This window comes from Pseudomonas sp. A39, assembly GCF_058145955.1.
Genome location: NZ_JBYVMD010000002.1, coordinates 53,810 through 75,196, shown reverse-complemented (window position 1 = coordinate 75,196; position 21,387 = coordinate 53,810). Strand labels below are relative to the sequence as shown.

The following is a 21,387-nucleotide window of genomic DNA, read 5'->3' as shown; positions in this document are numbered from 1 at the left end:
GCGGAGTAGGATGCAAGGCGTCGGAGAGTATTCACCATGCCAGATCTGGAATCCCTGCAAGTCTTTCAAGCGCTTAACCGCTCGCCCAACGCACGGCTCGAAGCCTGCGCCGAGCTCGGTGACGGCTTGTCTGCAGCCTTGTGGAGCAACCACCACGACTCGCAGGATTACCAGGCGCCCAGCCATCACACCCTGTCGTGCTACATCGGCGGCGGCACCGGCACGTTCCGGCGCGACCAGCCCGGCACCAAGGGTGGGCCGGACAAGCTGTGCATCCTGCCCGCCGAGCATCAGTCGGCGTGGGTGATCAACGGCGAGATTCGCCTGGCCCACGTGTATTTCAGCCCGGAGCAATTTGCCCTCGGTTGCATCACCCTGCTCGACCGCGAGCCCCGCGCGTTGCAACTGCGGGAAAGCACCTTTCTGGAGGACGCCAGCCAGGCCCGACGCTTTCACCAGTTGATCGCCCTCAACTGGCACGAACCCGCCGAGCGCCTGCTGACCAGCAGCCTGGCCCATGAAATGCTCAGCCATACCTTGCTCAGCCAGGTAGGCGCGCGCGAGGGGCTGCGTTTGAAAGGCGGGCTGGCGGCGCATCAACGGCGGCGATTGGTGGAGTACATCGACCAGCACCTGGAAGACCCGATCAGCCTGGGCCAACTGGCCGGGATGTGCGCGTTGTCCGAGTACCATTTCGCGCGGATGTTCCGCCAAAGCTTCGGCCTGCCGCCCCATCAATACCTGCTGGCACGGCGGCTGACCCGCGCCCAGGCGCTACTGCGCAGCGGCGCCTTGCCCCTGGGCGAGATCGCGTTGCTGTGCGGTTTCTCCAGCGCCAGCCACTTCACCCATCGTTTTCGCCAAGCCATGGGCGCCACGCCCGGCGAATACCGCCAGGCGCTCGGCGCTTAGGTCATCAACCCCAGGGCCTTGGCCTTGGCCACCGCTTGTGTACGTCGCTCCACACCCAACTTGCTGTGGATGCGCCGCGCATGGGTTTTGACGGTGTGCAGGGAGATAAACAGCCGATCGGCGATTTCCAGGTTGGAGTTACCAAGGGCGATCAACTGCAGCACTTCCAATTCGCGCTGGCTCAGGGGGTTGTCCACCGCGCCCGGCGTTGACGCCTGCGGCTCCATCCCCAGCTCACGCAACAACCCCGGCGAACGCAAACGCAGTTCACGAATCGCCTGCTGCACCTGACAACGACCGGCCAGTTCCAAGCCGGTTTGCAGCGAGCGACGCGCCAGGGCAGCGTCGCCCAATTGCCAGGCCACTTCACCCAACACCAGGTGCAGCTCGGTTTCCAGGCAGAGCATGCCGCGCTGGTGGGTGGTTTCCAGCAAGGCACTGAGCCGCGCCACCGGTTGTTCGGCGCAGCCCAGTTTGACCTCTGCCAGCACCAGCAAATATTCCAGGCGCGGAATCAATTCCAGGGTGGCCGGCGGCGCCTGTTTGGCCAGGGGCCCACGGAAGTGGCGGAGCACACGGCGCACCGCTTCTGCGGTCAGTTCGGCGCGACCTTGCTGCAGCCAGAAATGCCCGCTGACCAACAGCAGCACCGCACGGTACACCGTCTCGGGCACCTGGCGTTGCTGCATCAGCCGTTCCGCGTCGCGCAGCTGCACAAAGGCCTGGGCGTAGTCGCCACGGTTGGCGGCCAGCAGGGCCAGGCCGAGAAACCCATAAAGGACGCGCTTATCCTGGCTGTGCAGGCACATTTTCAAGCCTGCCTGGAAACAGGCGTCCGCCAGGCTGTCTTGCCCCTGGCGCAATGCCAAGTGCCCGCGCCGCAGGGCAATACGTCCCACCAATGGCCCGGCCTTGAGCCGCTGCTTGAGCAACATCGCCTGCACGTTTTCCAACAAACTCTGTGCCCGATAGGGGGCACCGCGCTGTTCCAGCAACTGTGCGTGATCCAGTTCGAGCAGGGCCTCGAGCAACAATGAACCCTGGGCGCGCGCCAGGCACAGCGCTTCACGGTTCAGGGCCTGGGCAATGTCCAGCTCGCCGCGCAGCAAGGCTTGCTGGGTCAGGCCCGACAGGCACATCAACCGCGAGGTCCAGGCGCTGTCGGGCAAGGCTTGCAACGCTTCAAGGAAATGCTCGCGGGAACGCTCGGCGTCACCGCCCAAGTGCAACAGCCAGCCCCACTGCGCTTGCCAGCGCGCGAGTAAATGCCGCTGCAGTGCCGCCGTCGGTTGCGGAGCGAAGCGCGCCAACTGGTCGATGCATTGCGCGGCCTGGTCGAAGCGCCCGGCGAACAGCAGCGCCGCCGTCACCAGCCCCACCAGTTGTGCCGAGCCGAGCATCAATTCGTCGCCGTGCTGTTCATGCAGGCGCAACAGCAACACCGCGTTCTGCTGACGGAACAAGTCCTCGAAACTGAAATGCTGTAACAGGCTCACCGCCACTTCATATTCTTCGGCCAGCAGCGCTTGTTCAAACGCAGCCTGCCAGTCCTGCTCGGTGGTGAACCACTGGCAGGCGCGACGGTGCCAGGAACGTTTGGCCGGCCAGGGCTCATCGCGCAGCAATTGGGCAAGCGGTGGAAAAACCTGCAACCAGTCGGTGTCTTCCCAAGGCTGGATAAACGCACCGAGGGCCTGCAGGTCGCGCAGGTAGTGGTCACCGTCGCCAAAGCCGAACAGGTGCTCACACAATCCGGTGTTGAAGCGCGGCAGATGGGCGAGCACGCGCCAGGCTTCGGCCAGTTCCGGCGGCAAGGTACTGAACAGTTCGTGCTGCAAGTAGTCGAGCAAGGTCTTTTCCGGGTGCCCTTCCCCGAGCAAAGCGATACGCACACCGGCGCACCAACCGCCGCTGAACTGCAGCACGCTGTCGACAGAAAGCCCCAGCGCAGGATTGAGCAGTTGCTGAATCTCCTCTGGGCTGAACGCCAGATCGGCACCGCACTCCAGCAACTCATCGTCGAGCAGCAACCGTGGCCAATTGCACATCGGCCGGCGCCGCGCCCCCAGCCACCACGTCAACGCCGGGCTGCTGACGGTGAGCAAGCGGTCGAGCAACGCGTCGGTGTCGGGGGTGGGCAAGCGACAGAAGTCATCGAGAAACACCCACGCCGGCGTCTGCCACTGAGTGAGGTCCAGCAGCAGCGTCGCTTCATCGGTGAATGACAGGCCGAGGTTCTGCGCCAGGCGTCGGCAAACGTCGACCGGGCTTAAAGCAACACCGTTGAACGGCAGCCAGTACACCTGGCACCCCACCGGCGCCTGCAATGCACACTCGGCCAGCAACGCACTCTTACCGCTGCCACCCGGGGCGCACAGCAATTTGACCCTGACCTGCGCCGCCAGCAAAGGCTCGGCCAGGCGTGGGCGCAGCAGATGGTGGGCGGACAGCCGAGGCATGAATCCAGGACGGTCCAGGCAGCGTGTCATGGCGGTCATTGCTGCATCCTGCGTTCTTATTGTTATGCAACCAGGCACCTACCCTAGTCCTGTGTTTGGCGGTTGTTGAAGAAGTATTCAGCGGGGTGATTTCCAGCCATGCATAAAACCCCATGTGGGAGGGGCGGTGCGACGATTCGACTTGCTCCCGATGGCGGTGTATCAGTCGGCCCATCCATTGACTGACACGCCCTCATCGGGGGCAAGCCCCCCCACCTGTTTGACCCTGCTTCGATCCGGATCAGCGCACCCCTTCAGCCCTCAGCGCAGCCGGCGTGTAGTCCGCCGCCTTGGCATTGAAACCAAACACAAAGCTGCTCTTCTCCTCGTTCTTCATGCCCAGCGCGATGTAGCGCCCGGCGATGATGTCGTAGAGGGTTTCCACGGTGTACGCCGGGGTCTGGTGGTTGTAGTAGAACTGCGCATGACCTTCGGCAACCCGCCACAGTTGGCCACGGCCGTCGTAGTGGTCCACCAGCGCCACCTGCCAGCTGTCCTCGTCGATGTACATGTGGCGCTTGGCGTAGATATGCCGCTCACTCGGCTTGACCGTGCCCACCACTTCCCACACGCGGTGCAGCTCATAGCGGGTCAGGTCCTGGTTGATGTGGCCGGCCTTGATGATGTCGTCGTACTTGAGCGTCGGTTGGTCGAGCTTGTAGCTGTTGTAGGGAATGTACATCTCCTTCTTGCCCACCAGCTTCCAGTCGTAGCGGTCCGGGGCGCCGGAGAACATGTCGAAGTTGTCGGAGGTGCGCAGGCCGTCCGAGGCGGTGCCCGGCCCGTCATACGCCACTTGCGGCGCACGGCGTACGCGGCGTTGGCCGGCGTTGTAGATCCAGGCCAGGCGCGGCTCTTTCACCTGGTCGAGGGTTTCATGCACCAGCAACACATTACCCGCCAAGCGCGCCGGCGCGGTCACCGACTGCTTGAAGAAGGTCAGCACGTTGGCGGCCTTGGCCGGGTCCATGTCGGGGATCAGTTGCGGCACGGCCACTTCTTCCTCGAAGCGGATCGGCGTGTAGCTGCCGTTGGTCTGCGGCGTGGCCTGGGTGATGATGCGCCGCAGGTTGCCGCCGTGATAACGGGTGATGTGGTTCCACAGCACCTCCACGCCATTCTTCGGAATCGGGAACGCGTAGTAGCGGTTGCCGGTGAAGTTCTCCAGGCCGTTGCCGTCGTTGATCGGCTTGACGTTCAGCGCGCTGCGCTTGATCGATTCGTAGATCTCCGGCGGCAGGTTGACCGTGCGGTGGGTCGGGTACACCGGGATCTTGTAGGTCTCGGGGTAGCGCTTGAACATCGCCACCTGGCCGTCGGAGAGTTTGTCCTTGTACTTGTCGACGGTGGCGGCGGTGATCACGAACAGCGGCTTTTCACTGGCAAACGGATCGGCCAGGAAACCCTTGCTGTCCACCGCACCGGCGTTTTTCGGAATGCCGCCGGTCCAGGCCGGAATCGAGCCGTCGGCGTTGCCGGCTTTTTCGGCGCCTACCGGGGTCAGGGTAGTGCCGAGCTTGGCGGCTTCTTCCGGTGACACGGCGGCCATCACGTTGGCTGCCAGCAGGCTGAGGGCCATTACCGCAAATATCTTACGCATAGAGTCTTGTCCTTCTTTAAGCCAGATCAGAAGTTCACGCCGAAGCTGAGGGCGAGGAAGTCACGGTCGGTCAGGGTGTTGTAGTCGCCACCAAAGAAGTCGGTGTAGCTGAGGCTCGCGGTGTAGGTGTTGCGGTAGTCCGCATCCACGCCAACACTGATGGCCTTGGCGCCTTTGTTGAACAGGCCGTTGGGGCCGTAGCCGGCAACGTCGTGGGACCAGGAGAGGTTGGGCTTGAGGTTCACCCCGGCAATCGCGTTGTTGTAGTCCAGGATCGCCCGTGCGCGGTAGCCCCAAGAGGTAGAGGTGACAAAGCCGTCGGTATCACCCTGAAAACCGTAGGCACCGTAAACCGAGTCTCGGCCGTAACGCAGCTTGGATTTATCTTCCAGGCCGGCGACATGCACAACAGCCGCTTCGCCCACCAACGTCAGGCGCTCGGCGCCCAGGACCTGGTCGAAGAACTGGGTCATGGTGCTTTGGATCTGGGTGATTTCCTTGCGGCGGTAGCCTTTGTTATCGTCGCCGAAATTGCTGCGAATGGGTGAGGCCAGTTGGCCGGAAGTGGGGTTGATCAGGGCCAGGGTGAGGTCGGTTGTATTCAGTTGCACCGGTGCGTTCGGCCGGTAGCTGATCTCGCCAGTCCACGCCGTACCGGTGGGCAAGGTGGTGGAGAAGCTGGCACCAAACAGGCGGATATCTTCCGGGTATTCAAGGTAATACTGGCCACGGCCGAGCATAGTGCTGGTGACCAAACCGTCTCCGGTTCCCGGCCGCAGGAAGTTGGCAAGGTTACGGATGGAAGTCATCGTCGTCGCGTTAGAGTTGTTGGTAATCGTGCCTACCGTGGGCGTTCGACTGTGGTAATTCATGAAGTACACGCCGTACTCGGTGTCATCGCCCAACCAACGCAGGGCGGCACCAAATTGGCCGGAGTCGCGTGCGTCACGGTCGCCGGCGCGGCGCACGATTACCCCCTCGTTGGTCACACTGAACCCTTGGCCAAAGTTCGCTGCCACCGGCTGCAAAGGCGCAATCGCCGGGTTCCCCACGGTGTAGTTGTTGGTGCAGCCGTCCGCCGCCACATCGCCACCAAAGAAGGTGCCACAGTTGTCCAGCACCGTCTGGTCCCACTCCAATTGGTAGAACCCTTCCAAGGTCAACTGGTTGGTCAGGCTTTGGGAAGCGAACAGCATGTTGACCGGAATCAACCCCTCCTTGATCTCGGCGCCCGGCCGACGAAATGCCGAGACGTCGATGGGGTTGATGCTGTTGATGGAGTTACCGATGAAGGTGCTTTCGCCCCAGCTCACCACCTGCTTGCCCACCCGCACCGTGCCCGGCAAATCACCCAGCGAATAGTTGTGGTAAACGAAGGCGTCGAGGATTTGCGCGCCGCTGGACTTGGCGCCTTCCTTGCGGTTGTGGTTGCTGATCGGCTTGAACTCGCGGTCTTCGTCCTGGAGCTCGAAGTCGTACCAATATTTGCCCCGCACAAACACGCCCGTATCGCCGTACTTCAATTCAAGGTCGTGCAGGCCCTTGAAGATCTTGGAAAAGGTTTCGCCCTTCTTGAAGTTCAGCCGGCCGTCATCCCCGGTGGACGCTTGCCCGGTGCCGCCATTGACGGTGCCCACCAGCTTCTTGTCCGCATCGCGCATGCCCCAACTCGCGCCCACCGACAGCGAGGAATCGAATTGCCCTTCGATCTCGCCAATGTTGAACGAAACAGCCTGTGCCTGCGCACAGCAACCCAACGCAACCGCAGCGGCCAGCGCCTGTGGCTTGAAGATGGCGCGCATTGTTGTTTTTGTCATGCGTCTTCCCCGGTGAGTGACAGAAGGCCCCACCCTACTGCCGACTATCGGGAGCGATAAGCGCACCAAGGAGGGATTCGTGTTGTCGCTCGAAAGGATGACAAGGCGCTCTGGCCGGGGTCTGGGCGCACGCATGCGTCGGGTGGATGGCGGGTTATCAGGAGAATGGATGGAGCGCAGCGTGACTGTTGCCGATTCAGCAACAGTCCTTGTCATGAATCGGCATTACTCATTTTGTTACAAGCCGCTATTCTTGCCGGGCTTTCAGGGCAAACCGCTCGCTTCCGCCTCCGGAAGAAAAGCCAGCCTCAAGATGGATTGATGTCTCTATTCAATCTGTTACCCGTGTTAACGGACGTTGATTTGTCGCTCCTTGATCCAACGTCTTACTTCAGCCGCTGCCTTTGCAGCGGCTTTTTTTTGCCAAAAATAAAACGGGGCGCCATCAGCGCCCCGTAGGATTAAAGCTTTTTCAAGCAATGATCACAGGCTGTACTTCTGCAAATTGGCCATCATTTCCTTCAATGCCTCGATGTTGTCCTTGGGGTGTGCCGCCCCTTCGAAGTCGCAGATCTGCTGCCAGTGCGCCGCCACATCCGCGGGTGAAAAACCCGCCTCTGGATCAAAGCCTATACCCAGGCTGCGCTCCCAGCGAGTCTTGCCGATCCAGCCGCCGCCCACTTCAAACAAGCCCGAGGTTTCCTGGCACGCCTCACTGCCCAGGTACACCACCAATGGGCTGACCAACTCCGGCTTGAGGCGCTCGAACACTTGCGGCGGGATCAGGCCTTCGGTCATGCGCGTGCCGCCTGTTGGGGCAATGGCGTTGACCAAGATGTTGTTCTTGCGCCCTTCCAGCGCCAGGGTGCGGGTCAACCCATACAGCCCAAGCTTGGCCATGCCGTAGTTGGACTGACCGAAGTTGCCGTAGATGCCCGAGGTGGACGCGGTGAAGATCACCCGGCCATACCCTTGCTCGCGCAGATGCGGCCAGGCGGCGCGAGTGACTTTGTAGGCGCCTTCGACATGCACCCGGTAAACCAGGTCCCAGTCGCTGTCGTCCATTTTGTGGAAGGTCTTGTCACGCAGGATACCGGCGTTGTTGACCACCACGTCGACACGGCCGAAGGCGTCGAGGGCGTTCTGCACGATCTTGTCACCGTCGGTGACAGAGTCATGGTTGGCTTCGGCGATACCGCCGGCTTCGCGAATCTCAGCCACCACACGGTCGGCGGCCGAAGCATTGGCACCTTCGCCCTGGGTGGAGCCGCCCAGATCGTTGACCAACACTTTGGCGCCATGCCTGGCGAACAACAGCGCATGGGCCCGGCCCAATCCGCCGCCGGCACCGGTGACGATCACGACCTTATCCTGGAACTGCACTGACTCACTCATACCAAACTCCAATGGCGACAATGGGAATGGGTCGAGTGTCAGGCACAGGGGCCATGGTCACAATAACCACGACTGAGCCTGAATGGTGCTCGATAAGGCAGAGGGATGATCATGTGGGCGCAGGCGTACCTGCGATGCAAGCGCCTCGGTCTTTCAGTTGAACCGCCGCGATGCTATCGCAGGCAAGCCACACCCCACACTGGGCCAGCAATGCGCTCACGAAACGCCAGATAGTGCTTGAGCACCTGCACCGGCGCCTCGATCTGCGGGTAGTGACCGATATTGGCCAGCAGCACCGTATCCGCGTGGGGCACCAATTCGCGGTAACGCTCGACCATGTGGGCACCGGAGATCGGGTCGATCTCGCCATCGATCACCCGCAGCGGCACGTCATCCCGTTGCATCGCCTGCACCCAACGCTCACGCAAACGGCGCCGTTGTGGGACGTAGGCGATGAGTTTGTGCAGGATGCGCGTGCCTTCGTGACTATTGATCAGGCTCCAGAAGTCATCCAGAGCGCTCTCACTCGGGCGGGTATTGGGGCCGAAGATCTGGCTGAAGCTGTCCGCCAGGGCATTACGCCCGAAGGCTCGGCCGATCATCCAACCCAGCGGGCTGAGCAAAAGCTTTTGCACCAGCGCGGCGCGATGAGTTTCAGGGAACAACCCACCATTGAGAAACACACAGCTGGCCATGTGAAAACGGCCCTCGTAGTGCCGAGCCAGCAACTCCTGGGCGACGCTGTCGCCGTAGTCGTGGGCCAGCACGTGCACCGGTTGCTCGACGCGCAGGTGTTCCAGCAGCGCCTGTTGCAAATCCGCCTGTTCCAACAGGCAATAACCGTGGTCCAGGGGTTTTGCGGAATCGCCAAAACCGAGCATGTCGCAGGCGATCACCAGGTTGCGCTGGGCCAGCGGTTGCCACAGGTAATGCCAGTCCCAACTGGCGGTGGGGAAACCATGGATCAACAGCAACGGCTCACCCTGCCCTGCCACCCAGTAACGGATAGTGCGGCCATGGAAGTCGAAGGTCTGGCTGCGTTTGCGCCAGACACTGAGGGGGATCTCGGCGAGTGGCATCAGGTTTTATACTCAGGATCGACGCGGTCCAATTTGCGCAGCAACGCCGGCCAGGCCAGCGCGCCCCCCATACCTTGAGCGCTCTTGGTGACCGCCGCCGCCATCGCCTTGGCACCGGCGAGTATCTGCGGCCCAATGGCGATCAATTCGGCGCCGCCGTTTTGCGCCAGCACCTGGATATCGCAGGCGCGCTGGAAGACAAACATCATCAAAAAGGTGTCGGCGATGGTGTCGCCGCAGGTCAGCAGACCGTGGTTGTGCAGCATCAGGAAATTGTTGTCGCCCAGGTCGGCCTGCAAACGAGCCTTCTCTTCGTGGTTCAGCGCCACCCCTTCGTAGGCGTGATAGGCCAGGCTCGACAAGACGAATATCGACTGCTGGCTGATTGGCAATACGCCCTGTTTCTGCGCCGCCACCGCGACACCGGCAGCGGTGTGGGTGTGCAGCACGCAGGTCACGTCGTGACGCACTTCATGGATGGCGCTGTGGATGGTGTAGCCCGCAGGGTTGATCTCGTAGGGGCTGTCCATCAGCTTGTTGCCGGCCTGATCGACCTTGACCAGGCTCGACGCGGTGATTTCGTGGAACATCAGCCCATAGGGGTTGATCAGGAAATCATCGGTACCCGGCACCTTGGCCGAGATGTGGGTGAAGATCAGGTCATCCCAGCCATGCATCGCCACCAGGCGATAACAGGCGGCCAGGTCGACGCGGGTTTGCCACTCGGCGGCGCTGACCTGATCTTTGATACTCAACGACGATAGGACCGGGGCTAAACTCACAATAATGACCTCCTTGGCGCATTTTTTTATTGTTTTTTTGAGTGATGGGCCAGTCTAGTCAGAGGTCGTGGCTGGAGGAGTTGCCTTGGCAGCCAGCTTGATGACCGTGCGGGTCAGCGTTGAGAATAGTTTAAATCCCCACAAGCGGCGTCAGAGAAGTGCCGCCAATAAAGGCGCGGCGCGGGCGATTTTCATGCGCGCCGCCACCGCCAGCCACCGCACTGGATGCCTGGGAATCAAGCGAATTTACGCTAAAGCGCGCAGTGCAGTGACCAGCTCAGCCAGCCAGGGCTCGGCGTCGGTTTCCGGGGTGACGCTTTCGCTGGCATCCAGGCGCAGCATCGGCAGCACTTCACGCACGCCCAGCTCGCCGAACAGCTCGCGCATCTGCTCGCCGCCACCACAAAAGGTATCGCCATAGCTGGCGTCGCCCAGGCCGATCACCGCACCGGGCAGGCCGCGCCAGGCGGCGGGCAATTGGTCGCGAATGCTCGAATACAGCGGTTGCAGGTTGTCGGGCAGTTCGCCCATGCCGGTGGTAGAGGTCACCGCCAGAAAGGCCTGCGGGGCAAACGCCTGTACATCCGCCAGGCTGGCACGGGGGTTATGCCAGGCTTCGAAGCCGGCCTCTTTGAGGAGGTCGGCAGCGTGACGGGCGACTTCTTCAGCGGTGCCGTAGACCGAGCCGGAAAGGATGGCGACTTTCATCAATCTGATCCTGTAGTTGAGCGAAAGCCTGGGATATTAACAGCTGACACAAATATTTCGGCGCACCCCGTGCAACATTCAGAGCATGTCATAAACTGCCAACTCCAATCACAAGCCATGGACCGCTCAATGATTAACGCCAAGCTGATGCAACTGGTCATCAACGCTTCCAACGACGGCATCGTCGTCGCCGAACGCGAAGGCAAGGACAAGCCGCTGATCTATGTCAACCCGGCATTCGAACGCCTGACCGGCTACACCCTGGATGAAATCCTCTACCAGGATTGCCGCTTCCTGCAATCGGGCGACCGCGATCAGCCGGCCCTGATGGCAATTCGGGAAACACTGGAGAGCGGTGGCGCATGCCGGGAAATCCTGCGCAATTACCGCAAGGATGGCAGCCATTTCTGGAACGAACTGTCGCTTTCGACGGTGTATAACGAAGCCGACAAGCAGACGTATTTTGTGGGTGTACAGAAAGACGTCACCTTGCAAGTCAAGGCCCAGCAGCGGGTGGGTCAACTGGAAGCCGAACTGAACCAGGTAAAAGCCGAGCTGGCTGCGCTCAAAGCGACGAGCGGATTCAACAAAATTTAGGAGATGTCATCATTAGAGGCGATAATGGCATTTTAATACCTCCTACCATTGAGCAAGAGCGATGCAACGCGACGCGCTTCTGACCCAGGATGAGTTGGATTTCATTCAGAATATGCAGCACAACCCGCAGCTCAACCTGCGGGATACTTCGTCGAGCCTGACAGTCAACGGCGGTGCACAGATTCGCGACTTGCTCACCCGACTCGCCGCCCACGACCATCTCACTATCCAGGCGCAGTTCGATAACCAGCAACTGACCTTCCCGCTGCACCTGGTGGAAGATGAGTTTCACGCCGTGCACCTTCGCCTGGGGGTGCCGAGTATCTTCGAAGACGGGCCCATGATCCGTCCGTGGCGTCTCGCGCTTGAGGCCCCGGTGGCACTGGAAAACGTCAACGGCATCGCCGGCGCACTGTGGGTGCACGAAGTGTCATTCAAGGGCGTACTGGTGGAAGTTCGTGGTCGGGTAAAGCCGCCGAAGACCTTTTCGCTTTGGTTCAGCCCATCCGGCTACGAGCGCATCGCATTGCGCGGGACACTGGAGCGGGAAACCGCCCGGGGCTTGTTTGCCTACCGCCTGAGCCAAAGTGATGCAGATGAAATCGAGCGCCTGCGCCAATTCATTCTGCATCAGCACCGCATGGTGCACCCGCAGGCGCACGCCTGATTTCAGGTATCCAGGTTACCGCTGAGAAACTGCTGCAAGCGGCGCTGCATCAGGCGCCCTTCACTGCCCAGGCAACCGATCGACGAACCTGCCAGCGCTTTCTGCGCCAGGTCTGACGCAGCACCCGCCAGGAACAGCGGGCAATCCAGGGTCAATGCCAGGCGATTGAGGCGCCCGGGCAGGTCATGGTTATGTGCGTGGTTGGAAAAGATGATCAGTGCCTGGGGGCGAGTCTTTTCACAGACCAGGGTTAATTCATCAAACGGCTGGCCCATGCCCAGCACCTTAACAGCCAGATCATCCCGACTGATCAACAGCGCCGCCACCAGCAGCTCCAATTTGCGGCACTCGCCAGGCATGGCCGTCAGCAATACACGGGGCGCAGGCGACAGGGTCGCGGTTTGCAGGCGCTGGAAGGTATGGATCCGCAGGAAGGCGTCGAAGAACAGCCACTCACTGGCTTGGCCGAAACGCCCCTGGTGACGCAACAGCTCGTTCCATAAGGGCATAAGAATGTCCTGGAACGCCACGCTGATGGGGTAGAGCGCAAAAATCTGGCCGTACAGGCTCTCCAGTTGTCGGTCGTCAAAGGCGCTGACGGCGTGTAACAGCCGCGTCCGCCATTGTGGCAATTCACCTTCCTCGATCACATCGTGCCCAGCGCGAACCACGTTGGCCTGCAAATCGTCGCGGGCGAGAATCTTGCCCACCTTGCTCACCGCTACACCTCGCTCAATCCAATCGAGGATGCGATTAACGGTCGCAATGTCGGCCTTGGAGTAGAGGCGGTGCCCACTCTCGGTGCGTACGGGCTGGATCAGACCATAACGCCGCTCCCAGGCACGCAGGGTGACCGGATTGATGCCTGTCATTCTCGATACTTCACGAATCGGAAACAGCTCATCTGAATCGAGGGATTCCAGATGCAAATTGCTATCACTTGAGGCAGTAATCACGGGTATGAGAGACCAAAAGACCAACGAAAATTGGATCCTCATTTAACGCCTTTAGACCTGTCTTTTTCAAGGTCCCTGCTTATTCGACCAATGCCTCTGGTGTATTTCTACAAAACGGGAATAATCCTTGCCTGTTTTTACGTAGCGGCACTACCCCGCCGCTATGTTTGTGCGCCCCCTACCCGGCCCAGCGCACCCGAATACTTGGAGATACACAATGTCTACCTCTCCCGTCACCTTGATGGTTGCGCGTCGCGTGGCCAAGGGTCGCTACGAAGAACTGATGGCCTGGCTGCGCGAAGGCGAGCAATTGGCCACGGACTTTCCCGGCTACCTGGGCTCAGGCGTACTTGCCCCGCCGCCCAACGATGATGAATTCCAGATCATTTTCCGCTTCGCCGATGAAAAAACCCTGCATGCCTGGGAGTTTTCAGCCTCGCGCAGTACGTGGCTGAGCCGTGGCAGTGAACTGTTTGCCGACCCTTCCGAGCACCGCGTACGCGGCATTGATGGTTGGTTCGGCGCGGCGGGTGCACGCCCTCCTCGCTGGAAACAGGCCGTGGCGATCTGGCTGGCGTTTTTCCCGGTGTCGCTGCTGTTCAACTTTGTGCTGGGACCACTGCTCGGCGGGCTTGACCTGGCGCCGCGCGTACTGGTCAGCACCCTGGCGCTTACGCCGCTGATGGTTTATTGGTTCATCCCGTTGTCGACCCATCTGTTGGCAAACTGGCTGCATCCTGCCCCGGCACCGCGCAAGGGCACTGAAGCTGCGGCGTGAATACAGGGGCGGCCGGTCGCTGGTATAGTTTCAATCTGCCAGCGATTCGAGCTCCCCATGACCGCAACAAACGCCCCGATCCTGATCACCGGCGCCGGCCAACGTGTCGGCCTGCATTGCGCCCAGCGCCTGTTGGACGAGGGCCACTCGGTTATTTTCAGCTACCGCAATGAGCGCCCCGGCGTGCATGCCCTGCGTGAACGCGGCGCGATCGGTGTGTATGCCGACTTCTCCAGCGAGGCCGGGATTCTGGCGTTTATCGCTGAGCTCAAGACCCGGACCGACAGTCTGCGCGCGATCATCCATAACGCCTCGGCCTGGGTCGCGGAAACGCCTGGCGACGAAAGCCGCGCTTTTACCGACATGTTCAGCGTACACATGCTTGCGCCGTACCTGATCAACCTGCATTGTTCGCCTTTGCTGCAACGCTCTTCACCCGCCGATATCGTGCATATCAGCGATGACGTGGTGCGCAAGGGCAGCCGCCGACACATCGCCTATTGCGCCACCAAGGCAGGGCTCGACAGCCTGACGCTGTCGTTTGCCGCGCAGTTTGCGCCGTCGATCAAGGTCAACGGCATCGCGCCGGCCATGGTGATGTTCAACGACGGCGACGACGCAGCCTACCGCGCCAAGGTACTGGCCAAGTCGGCACTGGGCATCGAACCCGGGCCCGAGGTGATCTACCAGAGCGTGCGCTACCTGCTGGACAACCCCTATGTCACCGGTACCACCCTGACCGTCAACGGCGGGCGGCATATCAAGTAAGCCGTTTGTGAGGATGTTGTATGACCTTATCCCTGCCCCACCATTACCGCGAGATCCTCAAGGGCTTGGGCGAAGACCCCGAGCGCGAAGGCTTGCTCGACACCCCCAAGCGCGCCGCCAAGGCCATGCAATACCTGTGTCATGGCTATGAGCAGAACCTGGAAGAGATCGTCAACGGCGCGCTGTTTACCTCTGACAATGACGAGATGGTGATCCTCAAGGACATCGAGCTGTACTCGCTGTGCGAGCACCACCTGCTGCCCTTCATCGGCAAGGCCCACGTGGCCTATATTCCGACCGGCAAGGTATTGGGCCTGTCGAAACTGGCGCGCATCGTCGATATGTTTGCACGCCGCCTGCAGATCCAGGAAAACCTCACCCGGCAAATTGCCGACGCTATCCAGGACGTGACCCAGGCAGCCGGTGTGGCGGTGGTAATCGAAGCCAAGCACATGTGCATGATGATGCGCGGCGTGGAAAAACAGAATTCAACCATGAACACCTCGGTGATGCTCGGCGCGTTCCGCGAGTCGAACACCACGCGCATGGAGTTCCTGCAACTGATCGGACGGAGCAAGTAGCAATGCCACAACTTCAACCAGGCATGGCGCGCATCCGGGTCAAGGACCTGTGCCTGCGCACCTTTATCGGCATCAACGAGGACGAGATCCTCAACAAACAGGATGTGCTGATCAACCTGACCATCCTGTATGCCGCCCAGGAAGCCGTGCGCGACAACGATATCGACCACGCGCTGAACTATCGCACCATCACTAAGGCGATCATCGCCCACGTCGAGGGCAACCGTTTTGCCCTGCTGGAGCGCCTGACCCAGGAGCTGCTGGATTTGGTGATGAGCAATGAGTCGGTGCTGTACGCCGAAGTCGAAGTGGACAAGCCCCATGCGCTGCGCTTTGCCGAATCGGTTTCGATTACCCTGGCAGCCAGCCGCCACCCCTGAATTGTCAGTGAGCCCTATGAACGACCAACAACGCCTCGAACTCGAAGCCGCCGCCTTCCGCCGGCTGGTGGCCCACCTGGACAGCCGCAAGGATGTGCAGAACATCGACCTGATGAACCTCTCGGGCTTCTGCCGTAACTGCTTGTCCAAGTGGTACAAGGCCGCGGCCGATGAACGCCAGATCGACGTCAGCCTCGATGACGCCCGTGAAGTGGTGTACGGCATGCCGTACGCCGAGTGGAAAGCCCAGTACCAAAAAGAAGCCAGTGCCGACCAGCAGGCGGCGTTCGCCAAAGGAAAAACCCATGACTGACCTGAACACCCTGCGCGCCAGCCTCAACAGCGGCGAACACGTTTTTGCCGATACCTTGGCGTTTGTTGCCGCAGGTTATGACTACCAGCCCCAAGCCTTTACCAATGGTGATGTAGAAAATGCGGCGGGGCAGAACGAAGGGTCGTGCAAGACCTTGGGCCTGGCACTGCTGGAAGGCTTGAGCGACCAGGAAGCGTTGTTGGCATTTGGTGAGCATTACCGTTCGGTGGTGGCGACGCCTGAGGGCAATGACCATGGCAATATCCGCGCATTGATCGCAAACGGCCTGGCCGGTGTAAAGTTCACCGCCCAGCCCCTGACTCGAAAATCCTGAATCATACGCGGATCAAAATGTGGGAGGGGCGGTGCGACGATTCGACTTGCCCCCTCCCACATTTGTTTTGCGGTGTTAGTTAGAACGCAGCGTTCTGCAGGCCGTCGAGGTAACGCTCGGCATCCAATGCCGCCATGCAGCCAGCACCGGCCGAGGTGATGGCCTGACGATACACGTGGTCAGCCACGTCACCGGCGGCGAAGATACCTTCGATGTTGGTGGCAGTGGCGTTGCCTTCGCGGCCGCCCTGCACCACCAGGTAACCGTCTTTGGCGTCCAGCACGCCTTCGAACAACGAAGTGTTCGGCGTGTGGCCGATGGCGATGAATACGCCGTCGACTTTCAGCTCGTCGAAGCTGCCGTCGTTGTTCTTCAGGCGCGCACCGGTCACACCCATGTTGTCGCCCAGGACTTCATCCAGGGTGGCGTTGAGCTTGAGGATGATCTTGCCTTCAGCGACACGGGCGTGCAGCTTGTCGATCAGGATCTTCTCGGCACGGAAGGTCTCGCGGCGGTGAACCAGGGTCACAGTGCTGGCGATGTTGGCCAGGTACAGTGCCTCTTCCACGGCCGTGTTACCACCACCGACCACGGCGACCGGCTTGTTGCGGTAGAAGAAACCGTCGCAGGTCGCACAGGCGGAAACGCCCTTGCCCATGAACGCTTCTTCCGATGGCAGGCCCAGGTAACGGGCGCTGGCGCCGGTGGCGATGATCAGCGCGTCACAGGTGTACACACCGCTGTCGCCGGTCAGGCTGTAAGGCTTCTTGGAGAAGTCGACCTTGTTGATGTGATCAAACACGATCTCGGTTTCAAAGCGCTCGGCGTGCTCTTTCATGCGTTCCATCAGCACCGGGCCGGTCAGGCCGTGGACGTCGCCCGGCCAGTTGTCGACTTCGGTGGTGGTGGTCAATTGACCGCCCGCCTGCATGCCGGTGATCAGCAGCGGCTTGAGGTTGGCCCGGGCAGCGTAGACCGCAGCGCTGTAACCGGCAGGGCCGGAACCGAGAATAATCACTCGCGAATGACGGGTATCAGACATGACTCACTCCTATCGACCGCCCGGACTACAAGGCGGCTGGAATAAAAAAGGGACTACGAAGCACTTGGGGAAGGCTTGAACTCGCAGGCCCTGAAAAATAATGGGTGCAGCGTATCGAGGGGGGCAAGATTAAGGAAATACGGAATAACAATCCAGCTCATAGGTGGTCTCTATGCAGTCGACCAGGTTGATCGACAGGATTCTTGCCTAGATGTTACTTATGATGTCGCCGCTTTCACCCAAGGTTTAAAGCCGGTAAGGTCGGCGCGTTCGTCCCCCTTGCTCGGAGTTCTCCATGCCCGCCCCTGCTCTTTCCGGCCCACAATACCTGCGTGAAGGCCTCAAACTGGTGTTGAGCCCCGGCCTGCGCCTGTTTGTGCTGCTGCCGCTGGCGATCAACCTGGTGCTGTTCGTCGGCTTGATCTATTTCGCCGGCCATCAGTTCAGCCTGTGGGTCGACCACTTGATGCCGACGCTGCCGAGCTGGCTGAGCTTTCTGAATTACCTGCTATGGCCACTGTTTGTGGTGCTGGTAGTGCTGATGGTGTTTTTCACCTTCACCATGCTGGCCAATATTATCGCGGCGCCGTTCAACGGTTTTCTTTCGGAAAAAGTGGAAGTGGTGGTGCGCGGCACCGATGACTTCCCGGCCTTCAGCTGGGGGGAATTGATCGCCATGGTGCCGCGCACGCTGGCACGGGAAATGCGCAAACTGGGCTACTTCCTGCCACGGGCCATCGGCCTGTTTATCCTGTCGTTCATTCCTGTGGTCAACCTGATCGCTGCGCCGCTGTGGCTGTTGTTTGGCGTGTGGATGATGGCGATCCAATACATCGACTACCCGGCCGACAACCACAAGCTGGGCTGGAACGAAATGCTCGCTTGGCTGCGCCAGAAGCGCTGGCAGAGCATGAGCTTCGGTGGCATCGTCTACTTGGTACTGCTGGTGCCGGTGGTCAACCTGCTGATGATGCCGGCAGCGGTGGCCGGGGCCACGCTGTTCTGGGTGCGCGAACAAGGCGCCGAGGCCATGGCACCGCAGCAAAAAGTGACCCGGTCATAAATCCATCATCTCGATGACACAATGACGACATGGCCCACGGTGACACTGTGGGTCATGACGACAGCCTCGCTTCACATCACCCTCATTACCGAAACCTTCCCGCCAGAGATCAACGGGGTGGCCAATACCCTTGGCCGCCTGTGCGAGGGTTTGCGTTCACGTGGCCACCAAGTCGAACTGGTGCGCCCGCGCCAAGGCGTCGATCAGAGCCGTCCCAGCGATGACGAATTGCTGCTGTGTCGCGGCTGGCCGCTACCGGGTTATCCGGGCCTGCAATGGGGGCAGTCGTCGATGCACAAGTTGCTGCGGCGCTGGACACGCCAGCGCCCGGACGTGCTGTACATCGCCACGGAGGGGCCATTGGGCCTATCCGCCTTGCGCGCCGCGCGGCGTCTGGGGATCAGTGTGGTCAGCGGCTTTCACACCAACTTCCAGCAGTACTCGAACCAATACGGCCTGAGCCTGCTGAGCCGGATGGTCACCCACTACCTTCGCTGGTTTCATAATCGTTCGACCCTGACCCTGGTGCCCAGCGCCAGCCAGCGCCTGGAACTGGAACGCCGGCATTTCGAGCGTCTGGGGATGTTGGCGCGCGGGGTAGACAGCCAACTGTTTCATCCCGCCAAGCGCGACAATGCACTGCGGGAGAGTTGGGGGTTGAACAGTGAGCAAACCGCCGTGCTCTATGTCGGCAGGCTGGCGCAGGAAAAGAACCTGGGACTGCTCAAGCGCTGCTTCGAGACCTTGCAGGACAGCTACCCGCTGCGTCAGATGAGACTAGTCGTCGTCGGCGATGGGCCACAACGCGCGATGATGGAAAAGGAACTGCCGGAGGCGATCTTCTGCGGCACCTTGCGCGGTGAAGAACTGGCGCGGCATTACGCGTCAGGCGATGTGTTTCTATTCCCCAGCCTGACCGAAACCTTCGGCAACGTGGTACTCGAAGCGATGGCGTCGGGATTGGGCGTGGTGGCCTATGACCAGGCCGCAGCGACCCAGCATATACGCCATGGCTACAACGGCGTGCTGGCGATGCCGGGGGACGAGGATGCATTTTGCGATGCCGCCAACTGGCTGCTGGAGGACGCCGAAAGCCTGCGCCGCATGCGCCTGAATGCACGCCAGCATGCGAGCCGCCAGGGCTGGCCGGCGATTATCGAGCAGTTCGAGCGCCAACTGCGCGGGGTCTGCAAGGACGGGCACCCGGTGCCCGCCCTGTCGCCGCTTACACCAGGCTCGTCAACGCCTCACGACTGAAGGGCAGGATGTCGCCTTCGCGGCCTTCGCGCACCTTCACGGCCCAATCCGGATCCACCAGCAGGGCTCGGCCCACGGCGACCAGGTCGAATTCGTCGTTGTTCAAGCGCTCCAGCAACTTCTCCAGGCTGGCCGGTTGCGCGACCTTGTCGGTGTTGAACATGAACTGCAGGAACTCGCCATCCAGGCCGACGCTGCCCACGGTGATGGTCGGCTTGCCGGTAAGCTGGCGGGTCCAGCCGGCCAGGTTGAGGTCGGAACCGTCGAATTCAGGCTCCCAGAAGCGGCGGGTGGAGCAGTGGAAAATGTCCACACCCGCGTCAGACAGTGGCTTGAGGAACTCACCCAGCGCCTCGGGGGTTTGCACCAGGCGCGCGGTGTAGTCCTGCTGTTTCCACTGGGAGAAACGCAGGATGATCGGGAAGTCCGGGCCAACGGCGGCGCGGGTGGCCTGGATCAGCTCGATGGCAAAACGTGAGCGGTTGGCCAAACTGCCGCCGTATTCGTCGGTCCGCTGGTTGCTGCCTTCCCAGAAAAACTGGTCGACCAGATAGCCGTGGGCGCCGTGGATCTCCACGCCGTCCATGCCGATACTCTGGGCATCCTTGGCGGCTTGGGCGAAGGCGTCGATCACCGCCTTGATGTCTTGCTGGGTCATGCCGTGCACGACCACGTTGCCATCTTTGAGTTTTTCCATCGGGCCGTAGGCTGGCACGCTGGCGTCAGGTTCAGTGCCGATACGCCGTACGCTGCCCACGTGCCACAACTGCGGAACGATCTTGCCGCCTTCGGCGTGCACGGCGTCGACCACTTTCTTCCAGCCGGCCAAGGCGGCCTCACCGTAGAAGTGTGGAACATTGGGGTAGCCGTTGGACGCCTGATGGCCGACCACAGTGCCTTCGGTGATGATCAGGCCCACGCCGGCGGCAGCGCGGCGGCGGTAGTACTCGATCACCTTGGAATTGGGCACGCCGCCTGGGGAGAACGAGCGCGTCATGGGCGCCATGACGACGCGGGTCGACAGTTGCAATGCACCGAGCTGGAAGGGTTTGAACAAGGCCTGGACGGGCATGGGAGCACTCCACGAGAGACGGGGTTTATGATGGGGATCATATGGGGAGTGCAAAGCGCTGGGTAGCACTATTGATCTGAGTGATTAAGGGGTAAAAGCGGCAGAGCCCGGTTGCCGCTGACCTGTAGTGAGCGGGCTTGCCCCGCGCTGGGTGGCGAAGCCGCCCCAGTAAAAACGCCGCATTCTGTCTAGAAATGCGGCGTCTGATTTTAGGGCGGCTTCGCCACCCAGCGCGGGGCAAGCCCGCTCACCACAAAAGCCTCCCGGACGTGTTCAGGCCAGGGCTTTCTCAATGGCTTGGACGACCGTGGGGTCATCCGGCGCGGTGCGCGGGGAGAAGCGTGCGAGCACTCGCCCATCCTTGCCCAGCAGGAATTTTTCGAAGTTCCAGGTGATATCCCCAGGAAACTCGGCGCCTTCGCCCGCCAGCAGGCGGTACAGCTGATGACGATCGGGGCCGTTGACCTCAAGCTTGCTGCCCAGCGGGAACGTCACCCCGTAGTTCAGGCTGCAGAACTGCTGGATCTCTTCTTCGGTACCCGGCTCCTGGCCTGCAAATTGATTGCACGGCAGGCCGAGCACGGTAAATCCCTGGGCCTTGTACTGCTGGTAGAGGTTTTCCAGCGCAGCGTATTGCGGGGTCAAACCACATTTGGAGGCTACGTTGACCACCAGCACCACTTGCCCCTTGAAGGGCGCCAGCGGCAGCTCTTGTCCGTCCAAAGCTTTGAGTTTCAGGTCGTGGAAAGCACTCATGACGAACTCCAGATATCCCATGTTCTTCGCAT

23 protein-coding genes are annotated in these 21,387 nt (G+C 60.9%); 12 read left to right on the top strand and 11 right to left on the bottom strand.

Annotated features, from left to right (window positions below; genetic code table 11):
- The first annotated feature begins 36 nt into the window (after positions 1 to 36).
- Positions 37 to 912: a helix-turn-helix domain-containing protein gene (locus AC3ZU9_RS01945; protein WP_093543363.1), complete on the top strand. Its 876-nt coding sequence runs from the start codon at positions 37 to 39 to the stop codon at positions 910 to 912.
- Here the strand turns inward: AC3ZU9_RS01945 and AC3ZU9_RS01940 are convergent.
- From AC3ZU9_RS01940 to AC3ZU9_RS01930, 3 genes are all read right to left on the bottom strand, one after another.
- The gene (locus AC3ZU9_RS01940) at positions 909 to 3,410 is read right to left on the bottom strand and encodes a LuxR C-terminal-related transcriptional regulator (RefSeq protein WP_490090245.1); all 2,502 of its coding nucleotides are present in this window, start codon (positions 3,408 to 3,410) and stop codon (positions 909 to 911) included. The genes AC3ZU9_RS01945 and AC3ZU9_RS01940 overlap by 4 nt on opposite strands.
- A gap of 241 nt (positions 3,411 to 3,651) precedes the next feature.
- Positions 3,652 to 5,010: a DUF1329 domain-containing protein gene (locus tag AC3ZU9_RS01935; RefSeq protein WP_015885821.1), complete on the bottom strand. Its 1,359-nt coding sequence runs from the start codon at positions 5,008 to 5,010 to the stop codon at positions 3,652 to 3,654.
- Positions 5,011 to 5,036: 26 nt separating this feature from the next.
- Complete coding sequence (locus AC3ZU9_RS01930) at positions 5,037 to 6,827, bottom strand: DUF1302 domain-containing protein (RefSeq protein WP_122811852.1); 1,791 nt, start codon at positions 6,825 to 6,827, stop codon at positions 5,037 to 5,039.
- Positions 6,828 to 6,906: 79 nt separating this feature from the next.
- Here AC3ZU9_RS01930 and AC3ZU9_RS01925 point away from each other — a divergent pair, with 79 nt between their 5' ends.
- Positions 6,907 to 7,149 carry a hypothetical protein gene (locus AC3ZU9_RS01925; protein ID WP_154845763.1) on the top strand — a complete coding sequence of 81 codons (243 nt, stop codon included), beginning with the start codon at positions 6,907 to 6,909 and terminating at the stop codon, positions 7,147 to 7,149.
- 161 nt (positions 7,150 to 7,310) lie between these two features.
- Here the strand turns inward: AC3ZU9_RS01925 and AC3ZU9_RS01920 are convergent, their stop codons facing one another.
- The 4 genes from AC3ZU9_RS01920 to AC3ZU9_RS01905 all read right to left on the bottom strand — a co-directional run bounded on the left by AC3ZU9_RS01920 (position 7,311) and on the right by AC3ZU9_RS01905 (position 10,791).
- Positions 7,311 to 8,222: an SDR family oxidoreductase gene (locus AC3ZU9_RS01920; protein ID WP_122811851.1), complete on the bottom strand. Its 912-nt coding sequence runs from the start codon at positions 8,220 to 8,222 to the stop codon at positions 7,311 to 7,313.
- Positions 8,223 to 8,395: 173 nt separating this feature from the next.
- The gene (locus AC3ZU9_RS01915; protein ID WP_122811850.1) at positions 8,396 to 9,301 is read right to left on the bottom strand and encodes an alpha/beta fold hydrolase; all 906 of its coding nucleotides are present in this window, start codon (positions 9,299 to 9,301) and stop codon (positions 8,396 to 8,398) included.
- Entirely contained in the window at positions 9,301 to 10,083 is a 783-nt protein-coding gene (locus AC3ZU9_RS01910; protein WP_490090244.1) for a class II aldolase/adducin family protein, read from the bottom strand. Before AC3ZU9_RS01910 ends, AC3ZU9_RS01915 begins: the two co-directional genes overlap by 1 nt.
- A gap of 246 nt (positions 10,084 to 10,329) precedes the next feature.
- Positions 10,330 to 10,791: a flavodoxin gene (locus AC3ZU9_RS01905; RefSeq protein WP_015885826.1), complete on the bottom strand. Its 462-nt coding sequence runs from the start codon at positions 10,789 to 10,791 to the stop codon at positions 10,330 to 10,332.
- Positions 10,792 to 10,920: 129 nt separating this feature from the next.
- Between AC3ZU9_RS01905 and AC3ZU9_RS01900 the strand changes: the two genes are divergently transcribed.
- Together AC3ZU9_RS01900 and AC3ZU9_RS01895 are read left to right on the top strand one after the other, a co-directional pair.
- Positions 10,921 to 11,388 carry a PAS domain-containing protein gene (locus tag AC3ZU9_RS01900; RefSeq protein ID WP_015885827.1) on the top strand — a complete coding sequence of 156 codons (468 nt, stop codon included), beginning with the start codon at positions 10,921 to 10,923 and terminating at the stop codon, positions 11,386 to 11,388.
- Between the two features lie 61 nt (positions 11,389 to 11,449).
- Positions 11,450 to 12,055 (top strand): hypothetical protein, encoded by a 606-nt coding sequence (locus AC3ZU9_RS01895; RefSeq protein ID WP_015885828.1) that lies wholly within the window; start codon positions 11,450 to 11,452, stop codon positions 12,053 to 12,055.
- A gap of 2 nt (positions 12,056 to 12,057) precedes the next feature.
- On the opposite strand, the gene AC3ZU9_RS01890 is transcribed toward AC3ZU9_RS01895, so the two are convergent.
- Positions 12,058 to 12,927 (bottom strand): MerR family transcriptional regulator, encoded by an 870-nt coding sequence (locus AC3ZU9_RS01890; RefSeq protein WP_231809111.1) that lies wholly within the window; start codon positions 12,925 to 12,927, stop codon positions 12,058 to 12,060.
- 301 nt (positions 12,928 to 13,228) lie between these two features.
- On the opposite strand from AC3ZU9_RS01890, the gene AC3ZU9_RS01885 reads away from it, so the two are divergent.
- Genes AC3ZU9_RS01885 through AC3ZU9_RS01860 form a run of 6 tightly spaced genes read left to right on the top strand, consistent with a single transcriptional unit; the run spans position 13,229 to position 16,165 of the window.
- The gene (locus AC3ZU9_RS01885; RefSeq protein WP_093543370.1) at positions 13,229 to 13,789 is read left to right on the top strand and encodes a putative antibiotic biosynthesis monooxygenase; all 561 of its coding nucleotides are present in this window, start codon (positions 13,229 to 13,231) and stop codon (positions 13,787 to 13,789) included.
- A gap of 57 nt (positions 13,790 to 13,846) precedes the next feature.
- Positions 13,847 to 14,557: a dihydromonapterin reductase gene (gene folM, locus AC3ZU9_RS01880; RefSeq protein WP_122811848.1), complete on the top strand. Its 711-nt coding sequence runs from the start codon at positions 13,847 to 13,849 to the stop codon at positions 14,555 to 14,557.
- Between the two features lie 20 nt (positions 14,558 to 14,577).
- A complete protein-coding gene (gene folE / locus AC3ZU9_RS01875; RefSeq protein WP_015885832.1) occupies positions 14,578 to 15,138 on the top strand; it encodes a GTP cyclohydrolase I FolE in 561 nt (186 codons plus the stop codon).
- 2 nt (positions 15,139 to 15,140) lie between these two features.
- Positions 15,141 to 15,518: a dihydroneopterin triphosphate 2'-epimerase gene (folX, locus tag AC3ZU9_RS01870; protein WP_043205882.1), complete on the top strand. Its 378-nt coding sequence runs from the start codon at positions 15,141 to 15,143 to the stop codon at positions 15,516 to 15,518.
- 16 nt (positions 15,519 to 15,534) lie between these two features.
- Positions 15,535 to 15,831, top strand: a complete 297-nt coding sequence (locus AC3ZU9_RS01865; protein WP_015885834.1) for a DUF1244 domain-containing protein — start codon at positions 15,535 to 15,537, stop codon at positions 15,829 to 15,831.
- Positions 15,824 to 16,165: a HopJ type III effector protein gene (locus tag AC3ZU9_RS01860; RefSeq protein WP_490090243.1), complete on the top strand. Its 342-nt coding sequence runs from the start codon at positions 15,824 to 15,826 to the stop codon at positions 16,163 to 16,165. Before AC3ZU9_RS01865 ends, AC3ZU9_RS01860 begins: the two co-directional genes overlap by 8 nt.
- A gap of 79 nt (positions 16,166 to 16,244) precedes the next feature.
- On the opposite strand, the gene trxB is transcribed toward AC3ZU9_RS01860, so the two are convergent.
- Complete coding sequence (gene trxB / locus AC3ZU9_RS01855) at positions 16,245 to 17,207, bottom strand: thioredoxin-disulfide reductase (RefSeq protein ID WP_102062155.1); 963 nt, start codon at positions 17,205 to 17,207, stop codon at positions 16,245 to 16,247.
- Positions 17,208 to 17,502: 295 nt separating this feature from the next.
- On the opposite strand from trxB, the gene cysZ reads away from it, so the two are divergent.
- A complete protein-coding gene (gene cysZ, locus AC3ZU9_RS01850; RefSeq protein ID WP_015885837.1) occupies positions 17,503 to 18,270 on the top strand; it encodes a sulfate transporter CysZ in 768 nt (255 codons plus the stop codon).
- A 54-nt stretch (positions 18,271 to 18,324) separates the two neighbouring features.
- Positions 18,325 to 19,527 carry a glycosyltransferase family 4 protein gene (locus AC3ZU9_RS01845; RefSeq protein ID WP_015885838.1) on the top strand — a complete coding sequence of 401 codons (1,203 nt, stop codon included), beginning with the start codon at positions 18,325 to 18,327 and terminating at the stop codon, positions 19,525 to 19,527.
- Here AC3ZU9_RS01845 and AC3ZU9_RS01840 read toward each other — a convergent pair.
- Together AC3ZU9_RS01840 and AC3ZU9_RS01835 are read right to left on the bottom strand one after the other, a co-directional pair.
- Entirely contained in the window at positions 19,496 to 20,599 is a 1,104-nt protein-coding gene (locus tag AC3ZU9_RS01840) for an NADH:flavin oxidoreductase (protein WP_490090242.1), read from the bottom strand. The two genes, AC3ZU9_RS01845 and AC3ZU9_RS01840, sit on opposite strands and share 32 nt — an antisense overlap.
- A gap of 273 nt (positions 20,600 to 20,872) precedes the next feature.
- Complete coding sequence (locus AC3ZU9_RS01835) at positions 20,873 to 21,355, bottom strand: glutathione peroxidase (protein WP_043205883.1); 483 nt, start codon at positions 21,353 to 21,355, stop codon at positions 20,873 to 20,875.
- Positions 21,356 to 21,387 lie beyond the last annotated feature (32 nt).